The sequence below is a fragment of the Subtercola boreus genome, from assembly GCF_003399645.1.
GTDB lineage: Bacteria > Actinomycetota > Actinomycetes > Actinomycetales > Microbacteriaceae > Subtercola > Subtercola boreus_A.
This window is the reverse complement of sequence record NZ_NBXD01000025.1, coordinates 57,240-73,522: the sequence shown is the minus strand read 5'-3', so window position 1 is coordinate 73,522 and position 16,283 is coordinate 57,240. Positions and strand designations below refer to the sequence as shown.

General features: G+C 68.6%; 16 protein-coding genes. 10 read left to right on the top strand and 6 right to left on the bottom strand.

Annotation, left to right across the window (positions count from 1 at the left end):
* Positions 1-163: 163 nt before the first annotated feature.
* On the bottom strand, positions 164-1,417 hold the full coding sequence (locus B7R24_RS13100; protein ID WP_116419414.1) for a N(5)-(carboxyethyl)ornithine synthase: 1,254 nt from the start codon (positions 1,415-1,417) through the stop codon (positions 164-166).
* 158 nt (positions 1,418-1,575) lie between these two features.
* On the opposite strand from B7R24_RS13100, the gene B7R24_RS13095 reads away from it, so the two are divergent.
* The 3 genes from B7R24_RS13095 (at position 1,576) to B7R24_RS13085 (ending at position 3,291) form a co-directional block, all read left to right on the top strand.
* Positions 1,576-2,361 carry a dienelactone hydrolase family protein gene (locus B7R24_RS13095; protein ID WP_116419413.1) on the top strand — a complete coding sequence of 262 codons (786 nt, stop codon included), beginning with the start codon at positions 1,576-1,578 and terminating at the stop codon, positions 2,359-2,361.
* A complete protein-coding gene (locus tag B7R24_RS13090; RefSeq protein ID WP_116419412.1) occupies positions 2,358-2,714 on the top strand; it encodes a tryptophan synthase subunit alpha in 357 nt (118 codons plus the stop codon). Before B7R24_RS13095 ends, B7R24_RS13090 begins: the two co-directional genes overlap by 4 nt.
* A gap of 88 nt (positions 2,715-2,802) precedes the next feature.
* Entirely contained in the window at positions 2,803-3,291 is a 489-nt protein-coding gene (locus tag B7R24_RS13085; RefSeq protein WP_116419411.1) for a CarD family transcriptional regulator, read from the top strand.
* 26 nt (positions 3,292-3,317) lie between these two features.
* On the opposite strand, the gene B7R24_RS13080 is transcribed toward B7R24_RS13085, so the two are convergent.
* Positions 3,318-4,016, bottom strand: a complete 699-nt coding sequence (locus tag B7R24_RS13080) for a UdgX family uracil-DNA binding protein (protein WP_301182489.1) — start codon at positions 4,014-4,016, stop codon at positions 3,318-3,320.
* 59 nt (positions 4,017-4,075) lie between these two features.
* Between B7R24_RS13080 and secA2 the strand changes: the two genes are divergently transcribed.
* On the top strand, positions 4,076-6,373 hold the full coding sequence (secA2, locus tag B7R24_RS13075; protein WP_116419410.1) for an accessory Sec system translocase SecA2: 2,298 nt from the start codon (positions 4,076-4,078) through the stop codon (positions 6,371-6,373).
* A 24-nt stretch (positions 6,374-6,397) separates the two neighbouring features.
* On the opposite strand, the gene B7R24_RS13070 is transcribed toward secA2, so the two are convergent.
* Positions 6,398-7,657 carry an acetyl-CoA C-acetyltransferase gene (locus tag B7R24_RS13070; protein WP_116419468.1) on the bottom strand — a complete coding sequence of 420 codons (1,260 nt, stop codon included), beginning with the start codon at positions 7,655-7,657 and terminating at the stop codon, positions 6,398-6,400.
* Positions 7,658-7,705: 48 nt separating this feature from the next.
* Positions 7,706-8,635, bottom strand: coding sequence for a cytochrome b/b6 domain-containing protein (locus B7R24_RS13065; RefSeq protein WP_116419409.1), 930 nt, complete (start codon positions 8,633-8,635; stop codon positions 7,706-7,708).
* Positions 8,636-8,783: 148 nt separating this feature from the next.
* Here B7R24_RS13065 and B7R24_RS13060 point away from each other — a divergent pair, with 148 nt between their 5' ends.
* From B7R24_RS13060 to B7R24_RS13045, 4 genes are read left to right on the top strand one after another with little or no spacing between them, the layout of a single operon-like run.
* Complete coding sequence (locus B7R24_RS13060; protein ID WP_116419408.1) at positions 8,784-9,437, top strand: GntR family transcriptional regulator; 654 nt, start codon at positions 8,784-8,786, stop codon at positions 9,435-9,437.
* A 32-nt stretch (positions 9,438-9,469) separates the two neighbouring features.
* Positions 9,470-10,987, top strand: coding sequence for an MmgE/PrpD family protein (locus B7R24_RS13055; protein ID WP_116419407.1), 1,518 nt, complete (start codon positions 9,470-9,472; stop codon positions 10,985-10,987).
* Positions 10,987-11,886 carry a methylisocitrate lyase gene (gene prpB, locus B7R24_RS13050; RefSeq protein WP_116419406.1) on the top strand — a complete coding sequence of 300 codons (900 nt, stop codon included), beginning with the start codon at positions 10,987-10,989 and terminating at the stop codon, positions 11,884-11,886. The genes B7R24_RS13055 and prpB overlap by 1 nt, the downstream gene beginning before the upstream one ends.
* Positions 11,887-11,913: 27 nt before the next feature.
* Positions 11,914-13,056, top strand: a complete 1,143-nt coding sequence (locus B7R24_RS13045) for a bifunctional 2-methylcitrate synthase/citrate synthase (RefSeq protein WP_116419405.1) — start codon at positions 11,914-11,916, stop codon at positions 13,054-13,056.
* A 62-nt stretch (positions 13,057-13,118) separates the two neighbouring features.
* On the opposite strand, the gene B7R24_RS13040 is transcribed toward B7R24_RS13045, so the two are convergent.
* Both B7R24_RS13040 and B7R24_RS13035 read right to left on the bottom strand, forming a co-directional pair.
* Positions 13,119-14,135 carry an MBL fold metallo-hydrolase gene (locus B7R24_RS13040; protein ID WP_116419404.1) on the bottom strand — a complete coding sequence of 339 codons (1,017 nt, stop codon included), beginning with the start codon at positions 14,133-14,135 and terminating at the stop codon, positions 13,119-13,121.
* Between the two features lie 18 nt (positions 14,136-14,153).
* Positions 14,154-14,918, bottom strand: a complete 765-nt coding sequence (locus B7R24_RS13035; protein ID WP_172582820.1) for a LysE/ArgO family amino acid transporter — start codon at positions 14,916-14,918, stop codon at positions 14,154-14,156.
* A 68-nt stretch (positions 14,919-14,986) separates the two neighbouring features.
* On the opposite strand from B7R24_RS13035, the gene B7R24_RS13030 reads away from it, so the two are divergent.
* Positions 14,987-15,895: a LysR family transcriptional regulator ArgP gene (locus B7R24_RS13030; protein ID WP_116419403.1), complete on the top strand. Its 909-nt coding sequence runs from the start codon at positions 14,987-14,989 to the stop codon at positions 15,893-15,895.
* A 26-nt stretch (positions 15,896-15,921) separates the two neighbouring features.
* The gene (locus tag B7R24_RS13025) at positions 15,922-16,281 is read left to right on the top strand and encodes a DoxX family protein (RefSeq protein WP_116419402.1); all 360 of its coding nucleotides are present in this window, start codon (positions 15,922-15,924) and stop codon (positions 16,279-16,281) included.
* The last annotated feature ends 2 nt before the right edge of the window (positions 16,282-16,283 follow it).

Below are 16,283 nucleotides of genomic sequence, written 5' to 3'. Positions count from 1 at the left end.
GCCCCCGTCGCGCCCCGCGCCCCCCGCGCCCCCGTCGCGCCCCGCGCCCGTCGGCCCCCCGCGCCCGTCGCGCCCGTCGGGCCCTCGAACGGACACGATTGCGGGCATCCTCGCCACAGAGCGGGGCGGATGCCGCAGAACGTGTCGTTCCGGGTCAGGCTGCCTACGGGTAGGGGTACTCGGGGGAGCGGTGTTGGAACTCGAGGATGGCGGCGTTCTGCACGCGGCCGCCGTCGATCTCGATGGCGCGGGTGATCGTGTCGGAGTCGGCCCACGACGAGGGCCCCTCCATCACGGTGCGGAGGAACGGCATCAGCGCCTCGCTGATCTCCCAGGTGGTCGAATTCCAGAGGAACGACGGACTGTGGTCGACCGCGTAGTAGTTCGTCGCCGCGCCGACCGTGAACATCGGGTCGGCGAAGGTGGTGGGCCGGGCCCAGCTGAACCCCATGCCCGCGTCGACCGACACGTCGACGATCAGGCTGCCGGGGCGGAACGCGTCGAGGTCGGACTCCCGCAGGTACGTCAGCGGCGCATTCGGGTCCTGCAGCGTGCAGTTCACCACCACGTCACGCTCGGCGAGGAACGGCGCGAGCAGCACAGGGCCGTCTTCCGTATTCACGATGCTCTCGAAGGGCGCTTCGTCATTGTGCTCGAACTGGATGATGTCGACCGACGGTATCGGAGACCCCACCGCCGCGATACTGCGGTTGGTCAGCACCTGCACATCGTGGATGCCGTGGGCGTTCAGCGCGGTCACTGCACCCCGCGCGGTCGCCCCGAACCCGATCACGATGGCGGTCAGGCGCCGGCCGTAGTCACCCGTCGACCCGCACAGCTGCAGGGAGTGCAGCACCGAGCAGTACCCGGCGAGCTCGTTGTTCTTGTGGAACACGTGTAGCCCGTAGCTCCCGTCGCTGTTCCAGTGGTTCATCGCCTCCCAGGCGATCAGCGTCAGGCTCTTGTCGATTGCCAGCTGGGTGATCTCCCGATCTTGCACGCAGTGCGGCCAGCCCCACAGAACCTGCCCGTCGCGCAGGTCTTCGAGATCGCTCGCCTGCGGTTTCGGCAGCAGAACGACGTCGGTCGACGCGATGATGTCGGCGCGCGTGCCGAGTGCCCCCACGAGCGGGGCGAGCTGGTCATCCGTGATCCCGAAGCGCTCGCCGTACCCGTACTCCAGCACCATGTTCGCCCGCAGATCATCATCGATGCGTTCGAAATGAGCCGGATGAAGCGGCAGCCGCCGCTCGTCGACCTTGCGTGACGTCGCCAGCACTCCCAGACGCAGCAGCGGCGCTCGAGCGGAGCTCGCGGCGCTCGCAGCGGTCGCGGAGGTCGCGGCGCTCGCGGCGGTCGCGGAGGCGACGGAGGTGGCAGTGGCGGAATCGGTGGCGTCGGATGCGGAGGGGCCCATGGGCCGAGGGTACGCCACATCCACTGCCGGGGCCGGGGGCGGGGGCGGGGCCGGGGCCGGGGGCTGACGCTGGCCGCCGTCTGACCCCGCACGGGGCGACGCGCAAGGGGGAGCGAAGAATCCAGCGAGCATCCATTGTTCGTGCTTACCCTTGAGAAATGACTGTCACGTACCCCACCCCGCTCAGCGACGCGCTCGTCGACCTGCTCGCCTCCGTTCCCGAAACGGGCCCTGTCGAAACCGAGGCCGTCACCTTCGAAGGCGCCGGCGTCGAATTCGGGGGTTTCGTTGCGAAGCCGGCGACGGATGCTCTCCGCCCCGCCGTGCTGATCATCAGCGACTGGTCGGGGCTCAACAACCACGCCCGGGTGCGTGCCCAGATGCTCGCCCGGCTCGGCTACGTGGCGCTCGCGGGTGACGTGTACGGCGGCGGCGAGGAGGTCTCCCAGGATGTGGCGCCCACGATGGCGGGCAAGTACTACGGCGACACCGATCTCTTCCGTGCTCACCTCGCCGCGAACCTCGAGCGCCTGCGCGCCGAACCGGGCGTCGATCCCGAACGCATTGCCGTGATGGGCTACTGCTTCGGTGGCTCCGGAGCGCTCGAGCTCGCTCGCTCGGGGGCAGACCTGGCGGGCGCAGTGTCGTTCCACGGTGCTCTCGGCTCGGGTGCGCCTGCGGGCAAGGGTGCCGTCACGGCTCCGCTGCTCGTGCTGACCGGAGCGGCTGACCCCGTCGTGCCCGACGACCAGGTCATCGCTTTCGAGAACGAACTGCGAGACGCTGAGGCGCCCGACTGGCAGATCGTCAGCTACAGCGGAGCCATGCACGCGTTCACCATGCCCGACGCGAATGCACCCGACTTCGGCGCCCAGTTCGACGCCACGGCCAATGCTCGCTCCTGGGTGGCGATGCGCGCCTTCTTCGACGAGATCTTCGCTTGACGCCAACCGGCCCCGATTCAGCACACGCGTTCCCGCGCCAGCGCGCGAGCCTCGAGGTTCTGCGCGCCGAGGCTCGCGAGGAACTCGAGACCGTCGTGCACGAGCGGTTGCTGGGCGGTGAAGACCCGTGGGAGTTCATGGAGCAGCTTCCGACCGTCGATGAGCTCGTCGTCTACCTGCTCCGCGCGGAGGCCATCGTCGCGAACGGCGAACAACGGGCATCCAGTGCCCGGGAATACCGGGTGCTCCGACAGATCGCCCTGCAGCACCCCGATCTGACGAAGACGGTCTGGCGGATGCTCGGCGAGCACGGCTGGCAGCCCCAGCCCACGCCCACGAATGGTCGGCTCTGACGCCGACGGCCGGAGGTGGGCTCGGGGTCGAGTACAATAGCACTCTGTGCTCACTGCGCAAGCTATTTTTGAACAGAGGCTGTAGTAATTGAAGATTGAAGTCGGCGAGACACTCGTCTACCCCCACCACGGCGCGGTCACCATCACGGCCATCGAGTCGCGTGACGTCAAGGGCACCGAAAAGCAGTTCATCACGCTGAACGTGCACACCAGCGAGCTGACCATCAAGATCCCGGTCGACAACATCGACCTGGTCGGCGTGCGCGACGTCATCGACGACGCCGGTGTGCAGGCCGTCTACGACGTGCTGCAGAACCCGTTCGTCGAGGAGCCGGGCAACTGGTCGCGTCGCTACAAGGCCAACCAGGAGAAGATGGCCTCGGGTGACGTCAACCGCGTGGGCGAGGTCGTGCGCGACCTGTGGCGCCGCAACGAAGACAAGGGCGTCTCCGCCGGTGAGAAGCGCATGCTCGAGAAGGCCCGGCAGATCCTCGTTTCCGAGCTCGCGCTCGCCCAGTCGCTCACCGACGAGAAGGCATCACTGTTGCTCGACGACGTGCTGGCAGCGGTCAAGTAGCACTCCCGCACCCGCGGGTGCGGTGGCTATTCGCCGACATGTGAGGCGGCGAGCCTGAGGTCGGCGACGAGGCCGGCCAGGGCGTCGTCGAAGCCCGCTTCGCCACGCATTCTGAGCACGGCCGACGGGTGATTCGTGACAAGCACCTTCACGCCGGGGCCCAGGGCGGCCGGAGCGTCGAGTACCCTCCCGCGCTCCTTCGTGACCGAGGCCGGGCGCCCGAGCACCGAGCGCGCTGCGGTCGCACCCAGGCACAGGATGACCTGCGGAGCCACAGCGGCGACCTCCGCCTCGAGCCAGGGGTGACACGCCACCACGTGGCCCACGCCCGGCGTCTTGTGGATGCGCCGCTGCCCCCGCTCTTCGAAGCGGAAGTGTTTGACCGCATTCGTCACGTACAGCGATTTGCGGTCGATGCCCGCCTCCGTCACTGCGTCGGCGAGCAGTCGCCCGGCAGGCCCCACGAACGGGCGCCCTTCGAGATCCTCACGGTCGCCGGGCTGCTCGCCCACGAGCATCAGGGGAGCAGACGCGGGGCCCGCCGAGAACACCACCTGCGTCGCGTCATGCCAGAGTTCGCAGCCCCGGCACTCGGCTGCTGCCGCCCGCAGCCGGCCCGCATCCGCCCTCGCCGGCACCCACGCGGCGGCACCCGGTCGTTCGATCTGTTCGCTCATGCTCCGACTGTTCCGCACAGCCCCACTCTGCTCAACCCCCTTGCGAATACGCTTCCCCGCGCCGCCCGCGGGCGCTAGGGTGAAATGATGAATACTCGGATGTTCCGATGAGACCGTGGCTGCTCGCCCGTGCCAACAGCCTGTTGGGCCGACCGGGCTGGGTGTCGATGGAGCGTCATCAGACCACAGCGATCGCCGCCCGAATCGCGACTGAGGGGCACCGGTCGTCATCGGATGCGGACCTCGCGGCCCGGGCATTTGAACCGCAACCCGATGTGGTCGAGTTTCTCGCCCGGGCAGCTGAGGCGGCCCGTCGGCAGCTGTGCATCGCACCCCACGATACCCAGCTGGCCGCGGCGGCCGCCCTCGTCTCCGGACTGATTGTCGAAATGGATACCGGAGAGGGCAAGACCCTCGCTGGAGCGCTCGCCGCATCGGTGCAGGTTCTGAGCGGGCGCCATGTGCACGTCCTCTCCGTCAACGACTACCTCGCCGAGCGTGACGCCCGGTGGATGTCCAGCCTCTATGCCCTGCTCGGAATCAGCGTCGGCTGGATCGGTCAGGCCTCCTCGATGCCCGCACGCCGCGAGGCCTACACCCGTGACGTCGTCTACGTCTCGGTGAGCGAGCTGGGTTTCGATGTCCTGCGCGATCGGCTGGCCACTGCACCCGACGGCCGGGTGTCTCCGCGATTCGATGTGGCGATCGTCGACGAGGCGGACTCGGTGATGATCGACGAGGCAACGACCCCACTTGTGCTCGCCGGCGAGTCGGCGACAGTAGTCACCTATGCGAAGCAGGCCGCCGCTCTGGTCGCAGGCCTCGATGGGGCGACACACGTCGAGATCGACTCCGAACGCACCACCATCGCCCTCAGCGATGCGGGTTACGACCTCGTTGAGTCGACGCTGGGCGGCATCAATCTGCACGACGAAGAGAACCTCGATCTGCTGATCCAGATCAATCTGGCTCTGCACGCTGCCCATCTGGTTCGGCGCGACGTCGACTATCTGATCACCGATGGGGCGGTTCAGCTGGTCAATACCGCGAGGGGCCGGGTCGCCGACGCGCAGCGTTGGCCCGATGGCCTGCACGCCGCCATCGAAGCGCAGGAACAGCTCGAGCCGAGCCCGTCGGGTATCGTGCTCGACACCCTCACGGTGCAGGAACTGTTGGTCTCCTACCCACTGCTGTCGGGAATGACAGGCACGGCCGTAGCGGTGGCGGCCGAACTCCACGAGTTCTACGGCGTGCAGACGGGACGCATTGAGCGTCGTCTGCCGAACCGCCGCATCGATGAATCCCGACCTGTCTCTCTGAGCAGGCACGAGGCGAACGAGGCCCTCCTCGATGAGGTCCAACGGCTCCACCGGGAACAGCGGCCCATTCTCGTCGGAACACAGAGCGTCGCGGAGTCGGACGACCTCGCGGCCCGCCTCGCTGAGAGGGGAATCGTGGCGGCCGTGCTCAACGCGCGGAACGACGCTGATGAGGCCGACGTCATCGCCGCCGCCGGCCGGCGCGGGGCGGTGACCATCTCGACCCAGATGTCTGGACGGGGCGTCGACATCGTGCTGGGCGCACACGGTGTCGATGACGATGTTGCCGCCATCGGTGGCCTGGCGGTCGTTGCTTCGGGCAGGTACGCGAGCCGGCGTCTCGACGCTCAGCTGCGTGGTCGTGCGGGTCGCCAGGGCGATCCCGGCAGCAGCGTCATCTTCGCCAGCCTCGAAGACGACCTCGTGCAGCGCAACGCGCCTGTCTTCGTGAAGAACAGGATCGCGCGGAAGGGGGCGAGAATGGATGCCCGGTCACGGCTCGACATCGTCGACGACTGCCAGAACATCGCCGAGGGCGTGCACCTCGACAGGCAACAATCCACCTGGAACTACAACCGCGCGATCTCCCTGCAACGGGCTGCGGTTCTTCGACGGAGGGAAGGACTGGCCGCCGGGGAGGGGGAAGTTCTGCTGTTGCGTGAGCGAACCGCCCAGCACCTCGACACCATCGCTCGTGGTCTCGACCTCGCGGTGATCGATGCCGCGTTGCGGAACATCCTGGTATTCCATTTCGATGTCGCTTGGCAGGATCACCTGGGTCGGCTCACGGAGCTGCGGGACGGCATCCACCTTCGGGCGTTGTCAGGTGACGTGCCGTTCGAGGAGTTCCACCGAATTGCCCTCGGCGAGTTCGAACACTTCTGGAAGGTCGTGCATGATGCTGCAGCCGCGACCGTCGAGGGCCTGGCGGTCGGCGGCCTTCTTCGTCCGCTGGACGACCTCGGCCTCCGGCGCCCGGCCACGACGTGGACCTACATGGTCTCCGACAATCCGCTCGGCACGCCGCACGACCGACTGCGGAGGCGTGCCGCGGGCAGGCTCCGCCGATGGCGACAGATGGAATGAGCGCCGGCGGGCTGTCGGTGCGGGTCAGAGGGAGAGGAGGAGGGCGTCGCCCTGGCCGCCTCCGCCGCACATGGCGACGGCCGCGTGGCCGGTGCCGCGGCGGGAGAGTTCGAGGGCGGCGTGCAGGGCGATGCGGGCGCCGGAGGCTCCGATGGGGTGGCCGAGGGCGATGGCGCCTCCGTGCAGGTTGACGGTGGTGTCGTCGATTCCGAGGTCGCGCATCGACTGCACGCTGACGGCGGCGAAGGCTTCGTTGATTTCGATGAAGTCGAGGTCGGTGACCTCGGTGGCTGACGGGGCGGCGTCGGGAGTGGCGGAACCTTGGCCGCCACGCTCCGCCGCGAGGCGCGCGGAGCGGGCCAGCGCCGCCGCGATGGCCCTCGACGGCTGCGACTGCAGTGAGTTGTCGGGTCCCGCGACCTGGCCCGCTGCGCCGACGACCGCGAGCCACGTCAGCCCGTGCGCTTCGGCGTACGCACGGCTGGTCACGACCACCGCCGCTGCGCCATCGCTCAGCGGCGAGGAGTTTCCTGCGGTGATGGTGCCCTCGGGCGAGAACGCCGGCCTCAGCGCCGACAGCGACTCCAGCGTCGATTCGCCGCGCACGCCCTCGTCGACCGACAGCACGGTCGGCGCCCCGCGCCGGCTCGGTACCTCCACCGGCACGATCTCGTCGTCGAAGACCCCGGAGGCCTGCGCTGCCGCCGCCCGCAGGTGCGACTGCAGCGCCACGGCGTCCTGTTCGGGTCGTTCGATCGTGAGCCGGCCGTTGCCCTTCTCGGTCGAGAGGCCCATCGACTCGCCGTCGTAGGCATCCGTCAACCCGTCGAAGGCGGCGGTGTCGATGAGGGTCACGTTGCCGAACTTCTGGCCCGTTCGCCCGGTGGGCAGCACGTGTGGAGCGTTGGTCATCGACTCCTGCCCGCCCGCGACAACGACGGATGCCTCGCCCGTCTGAATGAGGCGCGCCGCGTCGATGATGGCTTCGAGCCCCGACAGGCAGACCTTGTTCAGGGTGACGGCCGGAACGTTCCAGCCGATGCCGGCGCTGAGTGCGCTCTGCCGTGCCGGGTTCTGGCCCTGGCCGGCCTGCAGTACCTGGCCCATGATGACGACGTCGACATCGGCCGCATCGACTCCGGCGCGGTCGAGGGCTCCGCGGATGGCCGCCGCGCCGAGCTGCACCGCACTGAGCGAGGCGAGCTGGCCGAGGAGCCGGCCGAAGGGAGTGCGGGCTCCGGCGACGATCACAGCGTCGGTACCGCGGGTGGGGGAGTTCTGGATCACGGGGGATCGCTTTCGTCAGCAGTGTCGAATCGAACAGGGACGACTTTACCGCGACAGGGTTCCGGTCAGTGCGGCGACCGGTTTCAGCAGCGGAGGTCGGGCCGCGATCCACCCGGCGATCATCACCAGGATCGACAGCACGAAGAGCCAGAACCCCGCCCACGTCTGATCGTCGCGCCCGGCGTACATATGGTTCAGGTTGCGGAGCGCGCCGGTCGCGAGCACCAGCGTGACGTGCACGATCACGAAGCCGATGAAGAAGTACATGGTGGCCACGTGCAGCGAACGCGCCGTGCGGAGGGTGAACCGCGTGTCGAACCGTCGCATGCGGGTGGCCCAGGCCGGCGACATCCGAAGCCCTGTGATGATCGCCAGCGGAGCGGCGACGAACGTGATCGCGAAGTACGACAAAACCTGCAGGGCGTTGTAGTCGACCCAGCCGTTCTCGGTGGGCCAGTTCAGCGAGGCGTACTGCAGGGCGGCCGACACGGCGTTCGGAACGATGTCCCACGAGGTCGGGACGATGCGGGCCCACTGCCCCGTGGCGAAGAGCAGCACGTACGGGATGATGCCGTTCAGCACCCAGAGGGCGGTCAGGGTGAGGTGGAACCACGAGGTGAGCGAGATCTTCTGCACCCCGTTCTGCCGGAACGGCCCGACGCGCCGCGCCCAGCGCACGGCTGGCCGCTTCTTCGCCCGCAGCACCCAGCCGGTGCGCACGATGAGCAGCAGGAAGAAAGTGTTGGTCGCGTGCAGCCCGTTCAGCCACCAGGGAAGGCCGACGGGCACGAACGAGGGCAGCACCGACTGGCCGGGGTAGGAGGCCAGAAACCGCTGCCCGCCATCGGAGGAACGGATCGCCACAGCGAGCAGCACGAGGAGAAGGGCACCGACCAGCACGGCCGGCACGATCCAGACGAGCCTGAACCACCGGCTGGTTCGGAACGACGAGCGTGAGGCGGGGACAGGGCGCACAGGTACACGCTACCCGGCGGGCATCTCTGTACCGGCTTTGTACACACAAACGCTCCGATCGAGCCCTCGGGGGCACCCGGCTTCACTATCGGGCGCCCTTTGTGTACATTTGAGGGGGCAGCGAGGCAGCGAGGCGGTGGAGGTGCGAATGGCGTCACGAGCGAGCGACCGGGCATACGAGCTCCTCCGCGACGAGATCCTCGACTGGCAGCTCGGGCCCGGCACGACTCTGGGCGAGGTCGAGACCGCCGCGCGACTCGGTATCTCGCGAACTCCGCTTCGCGCGGCGCTCGGTCGGCTGCAGGCCGACGGGCTGCTGAGCGCAGAGTCCGGCCGCGGGCTCGTCGTCACCGCGGTCTCGACCGAGAACGTCGCAGAGCTGTTCGAACTGCGCCAGGCCCTCGAACAGCAGGCAGCGCGGCTCGCCGCGGCGCGGCGCGATCCGCAGGTCTTCAAGGCGCTGCTCGATGGCTTTCGCGAGGCCCCTGCGCTGCTCGGCGCCGACGATCCCGGCCGCCATGCCTACTACGACCTGGTGCGCGAGTTCGACCGGGCCGTCGACGAAGCCGTGCAGAGCTCCTATCTCGTTGCCGCCCTCGCCGGCCTCCGCATCCACCTCGCCCGCGTGCGGCGTCTGTCGAAGGACAACCCCGAGCGCCTGCTCGAAGCTGCCGCCGAACACCGGATGATCGTGCAGGCCATCCACGACGGCGACGCCGAGCTCGCCTCCCACGCCACGCACGTGCACCTCGCCAAGTCGTTCCACGCGATCGTCGAAGCCGCCGCGCCCGCCCAGCCCTGACCCGCCCCAGCCCTGACCCGAGAGGACCCGCCATGGTCGAATCCCTGAACGTGCGAACCCACAGGAGCGACGAACCCCTGCCCCGTGAGAACCAGCTCGCCCACCGCATCGCCCGTGTCGCCGCCGACCCCGTCGAGGTCACCCCCGAGGTGATCGACATGGTGATCAACCGCATCATCGACAACGCCAGCGTCGCCGCAGCCTCCCTCACCCGCCGGCCCGTCGTGTCTGCGCGCTCGCAGGCCGAGGCGCACCCCTACGCCCCGGGCGCCACCGTGTTCGGGCTGCCCGCCGACCAGGCCTCGAGCCCCGAGTGGGCCGCCTGGGCGAACGGCGTCGCCGTGCGGGAACTCGACTTCCACGACACCTTCCTCGCCGCCGAGTACTCGCACCCGGGCGACAACATCCCGCCGATCCTCGCGGTCGCCCAGCACGCCGGAAAGACCGGCGCCGACCTCGTGCGCGGCATCGCGACCGGTTACGAGATCCAGATCGACCTGGTCAAGGCCATCAGCCTGCACGAGTTCAAGATCGACCATGTCGCCCACCTCGGCCCGAGTGCCGCCGCCGGCATCGGCACCCTGCTGAGCCTGGATATCGAGACCATCTTCCAGGCCGTCGGCCAGGCACTGCACGTGACCACGGCCACCCGCCAGTCCCGCAAGGGCGAGATCTCCAGTTGGAAGGCGCACGCCCCGGCCTTCGCCGGCAAGATGGCCGTCGAGGCGGTCGACCGGGCGATGCGCGGCGAGACCAGCCCGACGCCCATCTACGAGGGCGAAGACGGCGTGATCGCCTGGCTGCTCGGTGGCCCGGGCCGCGTCTACGAGGTCTCCCTGCCCGCGAAGGGCGAGCCCAAGCGCGCCATTCTCGACAGCTACACGAAGGAGCACTCGGCCGAGTACCAGGCTCAGGCGTGGATCGACCTGGCCCGAAGACTGCACTCCGAGCATCCGGAACTCGTCGACCCGGCGAACGTCACCAGGATCGTGCTGCACACGTCGCACCACACCCACTTCGTGATCGGATCGGGCGCCGGCGACCCGCAGAAGTACGACCCCACCGCCTCGCGCGAGACGCTCGACCACTCGATTCCCTACATCTTCACGGTCGCGCTGCAGGATGGATCGTGGAACCACGAAGCGTCGTACCTGCCGTCCCGGGCCGCACGCGAAGACACGGTCGCCCTCTGGAACAAGGTCACCACCGTCGAAGACGCGGAGTGGACCCGTCGCTACCATTCCAACGACGTCACCGAGAAGGCGTTCGGCGGCCGCGTCGAGATCGAGCTCGCGAACGGCGAACGCATCGTCGATGAGATCGCCGTGGCGGATGCGCACCCGCTGGGCGCGAGGCCGTTCCAGAGAGCGGACTACGTCGACAAGTTCCGCACCCTCGCGGCGGGCGTTCTGGAAGACACCGAGATCGAGCGCTTCCTCGCGCTCGCCGAGCGCACCTACGAGCTGACCGCCGACGAAGTGCGCCAGCTCACCATCGTCGCGAAGCCCGGTCTCCTGGCCTCCGTCGAAACACCGAAGGGACTGTTCTGATGCTGTACGCCACCAAGACCCCGGCCGCCAAGCGCGCCGACTTCCGCGCATCGCTGGCCACCGGAAAGTTGCACCGGCTCCCTGGTGCGTTCAACCCCCTCTCGGCCAAGATGATCCAGGCCAAGGGCTTCGAGGGCGTCTACGTCTCGGGCGCAGTGCTCTCCGCCGACCTGGGGCTGCCCGACATCGGGCTCACCACGCTCACCGAGGTGGCCGGTCGTACCCAGCAGATCGCCCGCATGACCGACCTGCCCGTACTGGTCGACGCCGACACCGGGTTCGGTGAACCCATGAACGTGGCCCGCAGCATCCAGACCCTCGAAGACGCCGGCGTCGCGGGCCTGCACATCGAAGACCAGGTCAACCCGAAACGCTGTGGGCACCTCGACGGCAAACAGGTGGTCGAGCTGGATGTCGCGCTCAAGCGCATCCGCGCGGCCGCCGACGCCCGGCGCGACCCGAACCTGCTCATCATGGCGCGCACCGATGTTCGGGCCATCGAGGGCCTCGCAGCCGCCCAGGACCGGGCACGCGCTCTGGTCGACGCCGGCGCCGACGCCATCTTCCCCGAGGCCATGGCCGACCTGACCGAGTTCGAGGCGATCAGGGCGGTCGTCGACGTGCCGGTGCTGGCGAACATGACGGAGTTCGGCAAGAGTGAGCTGTTCAGCACCAGCCAGCTCGAGAGCGTCGGCATCAACATCGTCATCTACCCGGTCTCGCTGTTGCGCCTCGCGATGGGTGCGGCGGACCGGGCGCTCGATGTGCTGAACGCCGAAGGGTCGCTGAACAGCGTCGTCGGTGAGATGCAGCACCGAGCTGACCTCTACGAACTGCTCGACTACGAGGCGTACAACGCCTTCGACTCGTCGGTCTTCACCTTCCAGATCACGCGCTAGCGCACCAGAGAAAACCAAGGAGCTGTCATGGGCGACACCACCCCGACCACCGCTTTACCCGCCGCCGAGCCCGAGATCCGCAAGGGCCTCGCGGGCGTCTACGCCGACCACACCGCCGTCTCGAAGGTCAACGCAGAGACCAACTCGCTGCTGTACCGGGGCTATCCCGTGCAGGAGCTCGCGGCGAACTGTTCATTCGAGCAGGTCGCGTACCTGCTCTGGCAGGGCGAGCTGCCGACGAGCGCCCAGCTCGAGGAGCTGCAGAACGTCGAGCGGTCGTTCCGCTCGCTCGACCCCGAGATCAAGCAGATCATCGACGTACTGCCGACCGGGGCCCACCCGATGGATGTGTTGCGAACCGCAGTGAGCGCCATCGGTGCCCTCGACCCGGGTGCCGACGACTCCAGCGTCGAGGCCAACCTCGCGAAATCGGTGCAGCTCTTCGCGCAGATTCCGGCGGTCGTCGCCTATGACCAGCGCCGCCGCCACGGCCTCGACATCATCGAGCCCAACGACGAGCTGAGTTACGCCGAGAACTTCCTCTACATCACCTTCGGCGAGGTGCCCGAGAAGGTCGTCGTCGACGCGTTCAACGTCTCCCTCATCCTCTACGCCGAGCACAGCTTCAACGCCTCGACCTTCACGGCCCGCGTCATCACGTCGACACTCTCCGACCTCTACTCGGCGGTCGTCGGTGGCATCGGGGCGCTGAAGGGCCCGCTGCACGGCGGCGCGAACGAGGCGGTGATGCACATCTTCGACGAGATCGGCTCCGCGTCGAACACAGAGAGCTGGCTTGCGTCAGCGCTCGCCGAGAAGCGCAAGATCATGGGTTTCGGTCACCGGGTCTACAAGAACGGCGACTCCCGGGTGCCCACCATGAAGGCCTCACTCGACACCCTGGTGGAGTACTACGGGCGGCCCGACCTGGCCGAGCTCTACGACAGCCTCGAGCGGGCGATGACGGGTGGCAAGAACATCAAGCCGAACCTCGACTACCCCTCGGGCCCGGCCTACCACCTGATGGGCTTCGACACCGCGACCTTCACGCCGCTGTTCGTGGCGGCCCGGATAACGGGCTGGACGGCCCACATCATGGAGCAGCTCGCCGCCAACTCGCTGATCCGTCCGCTGAGCGCCTACAACGGTGTCGACGAGCGACACCGCTGAGCGCCTACAACGGTGTCGACGAGCGACACCTCTGAGCTGACCGCGCGCGCGGCCGTGCGGCCCTAGCCTGCGTGCGCGGCCAGATACTCCGCCCAGTCCCCGCGCCGCACGCGATCCGCGTGCATGGAGGTCTGGGCGAGTGCCGAGCGCAGGTAGGGCCCTTCGAGGCCGGCCCACCCGGCCGTCCAGTGCAGCTGCGACGCGATCTCGTAGGTCGTCGCCTCCGGATGCCCGCCCAGCACCGCCGCGGCCTCCCGGGTGCGGCGGTTGTGGTGCTCGGCCGACGCGGCGCGGCGTTCGGCGAGCCCGGTGAAGCGGTATCCGTGGCCGGGCAGCACCTGCCACCCGTCGAACGGGGCGAGAGCGTCGAGCGAGTCGACGTAGGTCGTGACGGGGTTTTCGACCGTCGTGCCGCCGAGCCCGATGCCGGGAAAGATCATCGGCAGCAGGTGATCGCCCGTGAACAGCAGCCGGGCATCCCTGTCGAGGAAACACACGCTCCCGGCAGTGTGGCCCGGTGTGGCGAGCACCGAGATGCGCCGGCCGGGAATGTCGAGCTGGTCGCCCGGTTCGAGCAGCACATCGGCCCCGACCTCCACCGTGCCGATGTCGGGCATGAACCTCTCCTGCAGTTCGGCGACCCGCTGCTCGGGCACGCCCCAGGCGAGAACCTCGTCATCGGTGTGGATTGTGCTCGGAACATGCGCCTGACGCTCGAGCGTGTCGTGGTCGATACGGCTGATGCCGATGCTCGCCCCGGAGGCCGAGCGCAGGCGCCCGGCCAGGCCCGTGTGGTCGAGGTGGAGGTGGGTCATTGTGGCCGAGGCGACGCGGCTGACCGAACTGCCCAGCTCGACCAGGGCGCGTTCGAGAATGGCGAAGTTCTCCTCGGAGTTCCAGGCCGGGTCGATGATGTGCACAGCATCGTGCGAGTCGACGATGAGGTAGCTCAGCGTATAGGGGAGCTGCGGGTTGGGCATCGGCTGCCCGAGCGCCCAGACACCGTCGCAGACCTGCTCGAGGCCCGGCACGCTGCCGCTCTCGGTGGCGGCGAACTGTGCGGGGCTGGTCGGCTGCATGGTCTCACGCTATCCGGCTCACCCGCCGAGGGCGAGACGGATGCCCAGCACGAGCATCACGGCGGCGATCAGTGCATCGAGCACCTGCCACGAGCGGGGCCGGGCGAACACCGGGCGGAGCAGCCTCGCACCGAAGCCCAATCCGAAGAACCACAGGAAGCTGGCGAGGATGGCGCCGCCCACCCACCACCACCGCTCGGCCGGGCCCTGCTGGTTCGCGACAGAGCCGAGGAAGACGACGGTGTCGAGGTAGACGTGGGGGTTCAGCCAGGTCAGGGCGACGGCGGTCAGGGCTGCCGCAGCGGTGCTGGAGCTGGTGTGGGTACGCGTATCGGTGATGGAGCTGCTGCTGCTGCTGCTGCTGCTGGTGCTGGTGCCGGTGCCGGTGCTTGTGCTTGTGCCGGTGCGCCCAGCGCCGCCCGCCGCCGTTCCGGCCTGCGGGGGAGCGGCCGGCGGGAGCGCCGCCGGAACGAGCGCCGCCGGGTGGAAGGCCCGCCGTGCCGCGAGTAGCCCGTACACGATGAGAAACCCTGACCCCACGATGCGGATCGCGATGAGCGCCACAGGAGCCGCCTCGATCAGCGCTCCGATGCCCAGTGCCCCCGCGGTGATCAGCACCGCATCGGAGACGGCGCAGATCGAGACGACCAGGGCGATCATCCGGCGCTCCCCATCGATGCCGAGTCGGAGCACGAAGGCATTCTGCGCCCCGATCGCGATGATCAGAGAGAGCCCGGTCAGCAGTCCGAGCAGAGCGGGGAGGAGAGTCTGGGAGAGAGGCACGGTTCGACGGTAGAGCCGATCGAGTCATAAGACCAGCTAAACATTCTCAAGCGACCTAAGATCTGCTTATGACAGGATTTGCTCGTGATCATCTCGGCACTCTGCTCGTGCTTGCCGACGAGGGCACCTTCGAGCGCGCGGCGGCGCGGCTGCAGGTGACCGCATCGGCCGTTTCGCAGCGCATCAAGACGATGGAGCAGGCGGCCGGGCAGATTCTCGTCGAGCGCACCAATCCCGTGCGACCCACCGCGGCCGGCGACGTGGTGCTGCGGCTCGCGCGTCAGGTGCAGCTCGTCGAGAACGAGGCGCTCGCCGAACTCGGCCAGTCCGGCACGGGGGCCGGGCGCGCAACCGTGGCGGTGGCCGTGAACTCCGACTCGCTGGCGACCTGGTTCCTCCGAGCGCTCGCGTCGGCGGCCCAGCAACTGGATGTGGTCTTCGACGTGCATGCCGACGACCAGGAGTACACGGCGGGGCTACTGAGGTCGGGCACAGTGATGGCGGCGGTGACGAGCATTCCCGAGCCGGTGCAGGGATGCTCGGTGACCGGGCTCGGCACGATGCGCTACTTCGCCGTCGCGAGCCCGGCGTTCGTCGCACGCTGGGGTGGGGCGGGCATCCTGTCGTCGTGGCTGGCTTCGGCCCCGCTTGTGGACTTCGATCACAAAGACGGCCTCCAGCGGGGCTTCCTCGAACGACGGGGAATGGATGCCCGTGACAGCCCACGCAACGTCGTTCCGACATCGGCCGACTTCGCGCGCGCTGTCGTCCTGGGCCTCGGCTGGGGAATGCTGCCCGAACGGCAGTGCCTCGACGACCTGGCACAGGGGACTCTTGTCACGCTGGCACCGGATGACCCGACCGACGTGCCGCTCTTCTGGCAGCGCTGGAACCTCGACTCGCGGCTCCTCGACGCCCTCACCGTCGCCGTGCACGAGGCGGCGGCAGAGGCCCTGCAGCCCACCCTCGGTCGCTGACCGGCCACGCGTGGTTGACTGGGCCGATGAAACCCTCTGTCACAGCGCTGGCCGCCCTCGTGCTCGGATCGACAGTCATCCACTTCGTGCGACCGGCCACCTTCGAGGCGGCCATCCCGCCCCAGCTGCCCGGGTCGCGGCGCGGCTGGGTGTACGTCTCGGGCGCAGCCGAGCTGCTCGTCGGAACGGCCCTGCTGAGCCCCACCACGCGCCGGCACGGTGCCCTGGCGGCCGCCGCTCTGTTCGTCGCCGTCTTTCCCGCCAACGTTCAGATGTTCCGCGACGCCCGAAACCCCGCCGCCCGCCGTATCGCGGCGGTGCGTCTGCCCCTGCAGCTCCCGCTGATCGCCTGGGCGCTGCATCTCGCGCGCGCCGACCAGCGCTGAGT

Coding starts and splice junctions, on each gene's coding strand:
- B7R24_RS13100 (WP_116419414.1), bottom strand. CDS start 1,417: ATGGGCCCCTCCGCATCCGACGCCACCGATTCCGCCACTGCCACCTCC.
- B7R24_RS13095 (WP_116419413.1), top strand. CDS start 1,576: ATGACTGTCACGTACCCCACCCCGCTCAGCGACGCGCTCGTCGACCTG.
- secA2 (WP_116419410.1), top strand. CDS start 4,076: ATGAGACCGTGGCTGCTCGCCCGTGCCAACAGCCTGTTGGGCCGACCG.
- B7R24_RS13060 (WP_116419408.1), top strand. CDS start 8,784: ATGGCGTCACGAGCGAGCGACCGGGCATACGAGCTCCTCCGCGACGAG.
- B7R24_RS13055 (WP_116419407.1), top strand. CDS start 9,470: ATGGTCGAATCCCTGAACGTGCGAACCCACAGGAGCGACGAACCCCTG.
- prpB (WP_116419406.1), top strand. CDS start 10,987: ATGCTGTACGCCACCAAGACCCCGGCCGCCAAGCGCGCCGACTTCCGC.
- B7R24_RS13045 (WP_116419405.1), top strand. CDS start 11,914: ATGGGCGACACCACCCCGACCACCGCTTTACCCGCCGCCGAGCCCGAG.
- B7R24_RS13040 (WP_116419404.1), bottom strand. CDS start 14,135: ATGCAGCCGACCAGCCCCGCACAGTTCGCCGCCACCGAGAGCGGCAGC.
- B7R24_RS13030 (WP_116419403.1), top strand. CDS start 14,987: ATGACAGGATTTGCTCGTGATCATCTCGGCACTCTGCTCGTGCTTGCC.
- B7R24_RS13025 (WP_116419402.1), top strand. CDS start 15,922: ATGAAACCCTCTGTCACAGCGCTGGCCGCCCTCGTGCTCGGATCGACA.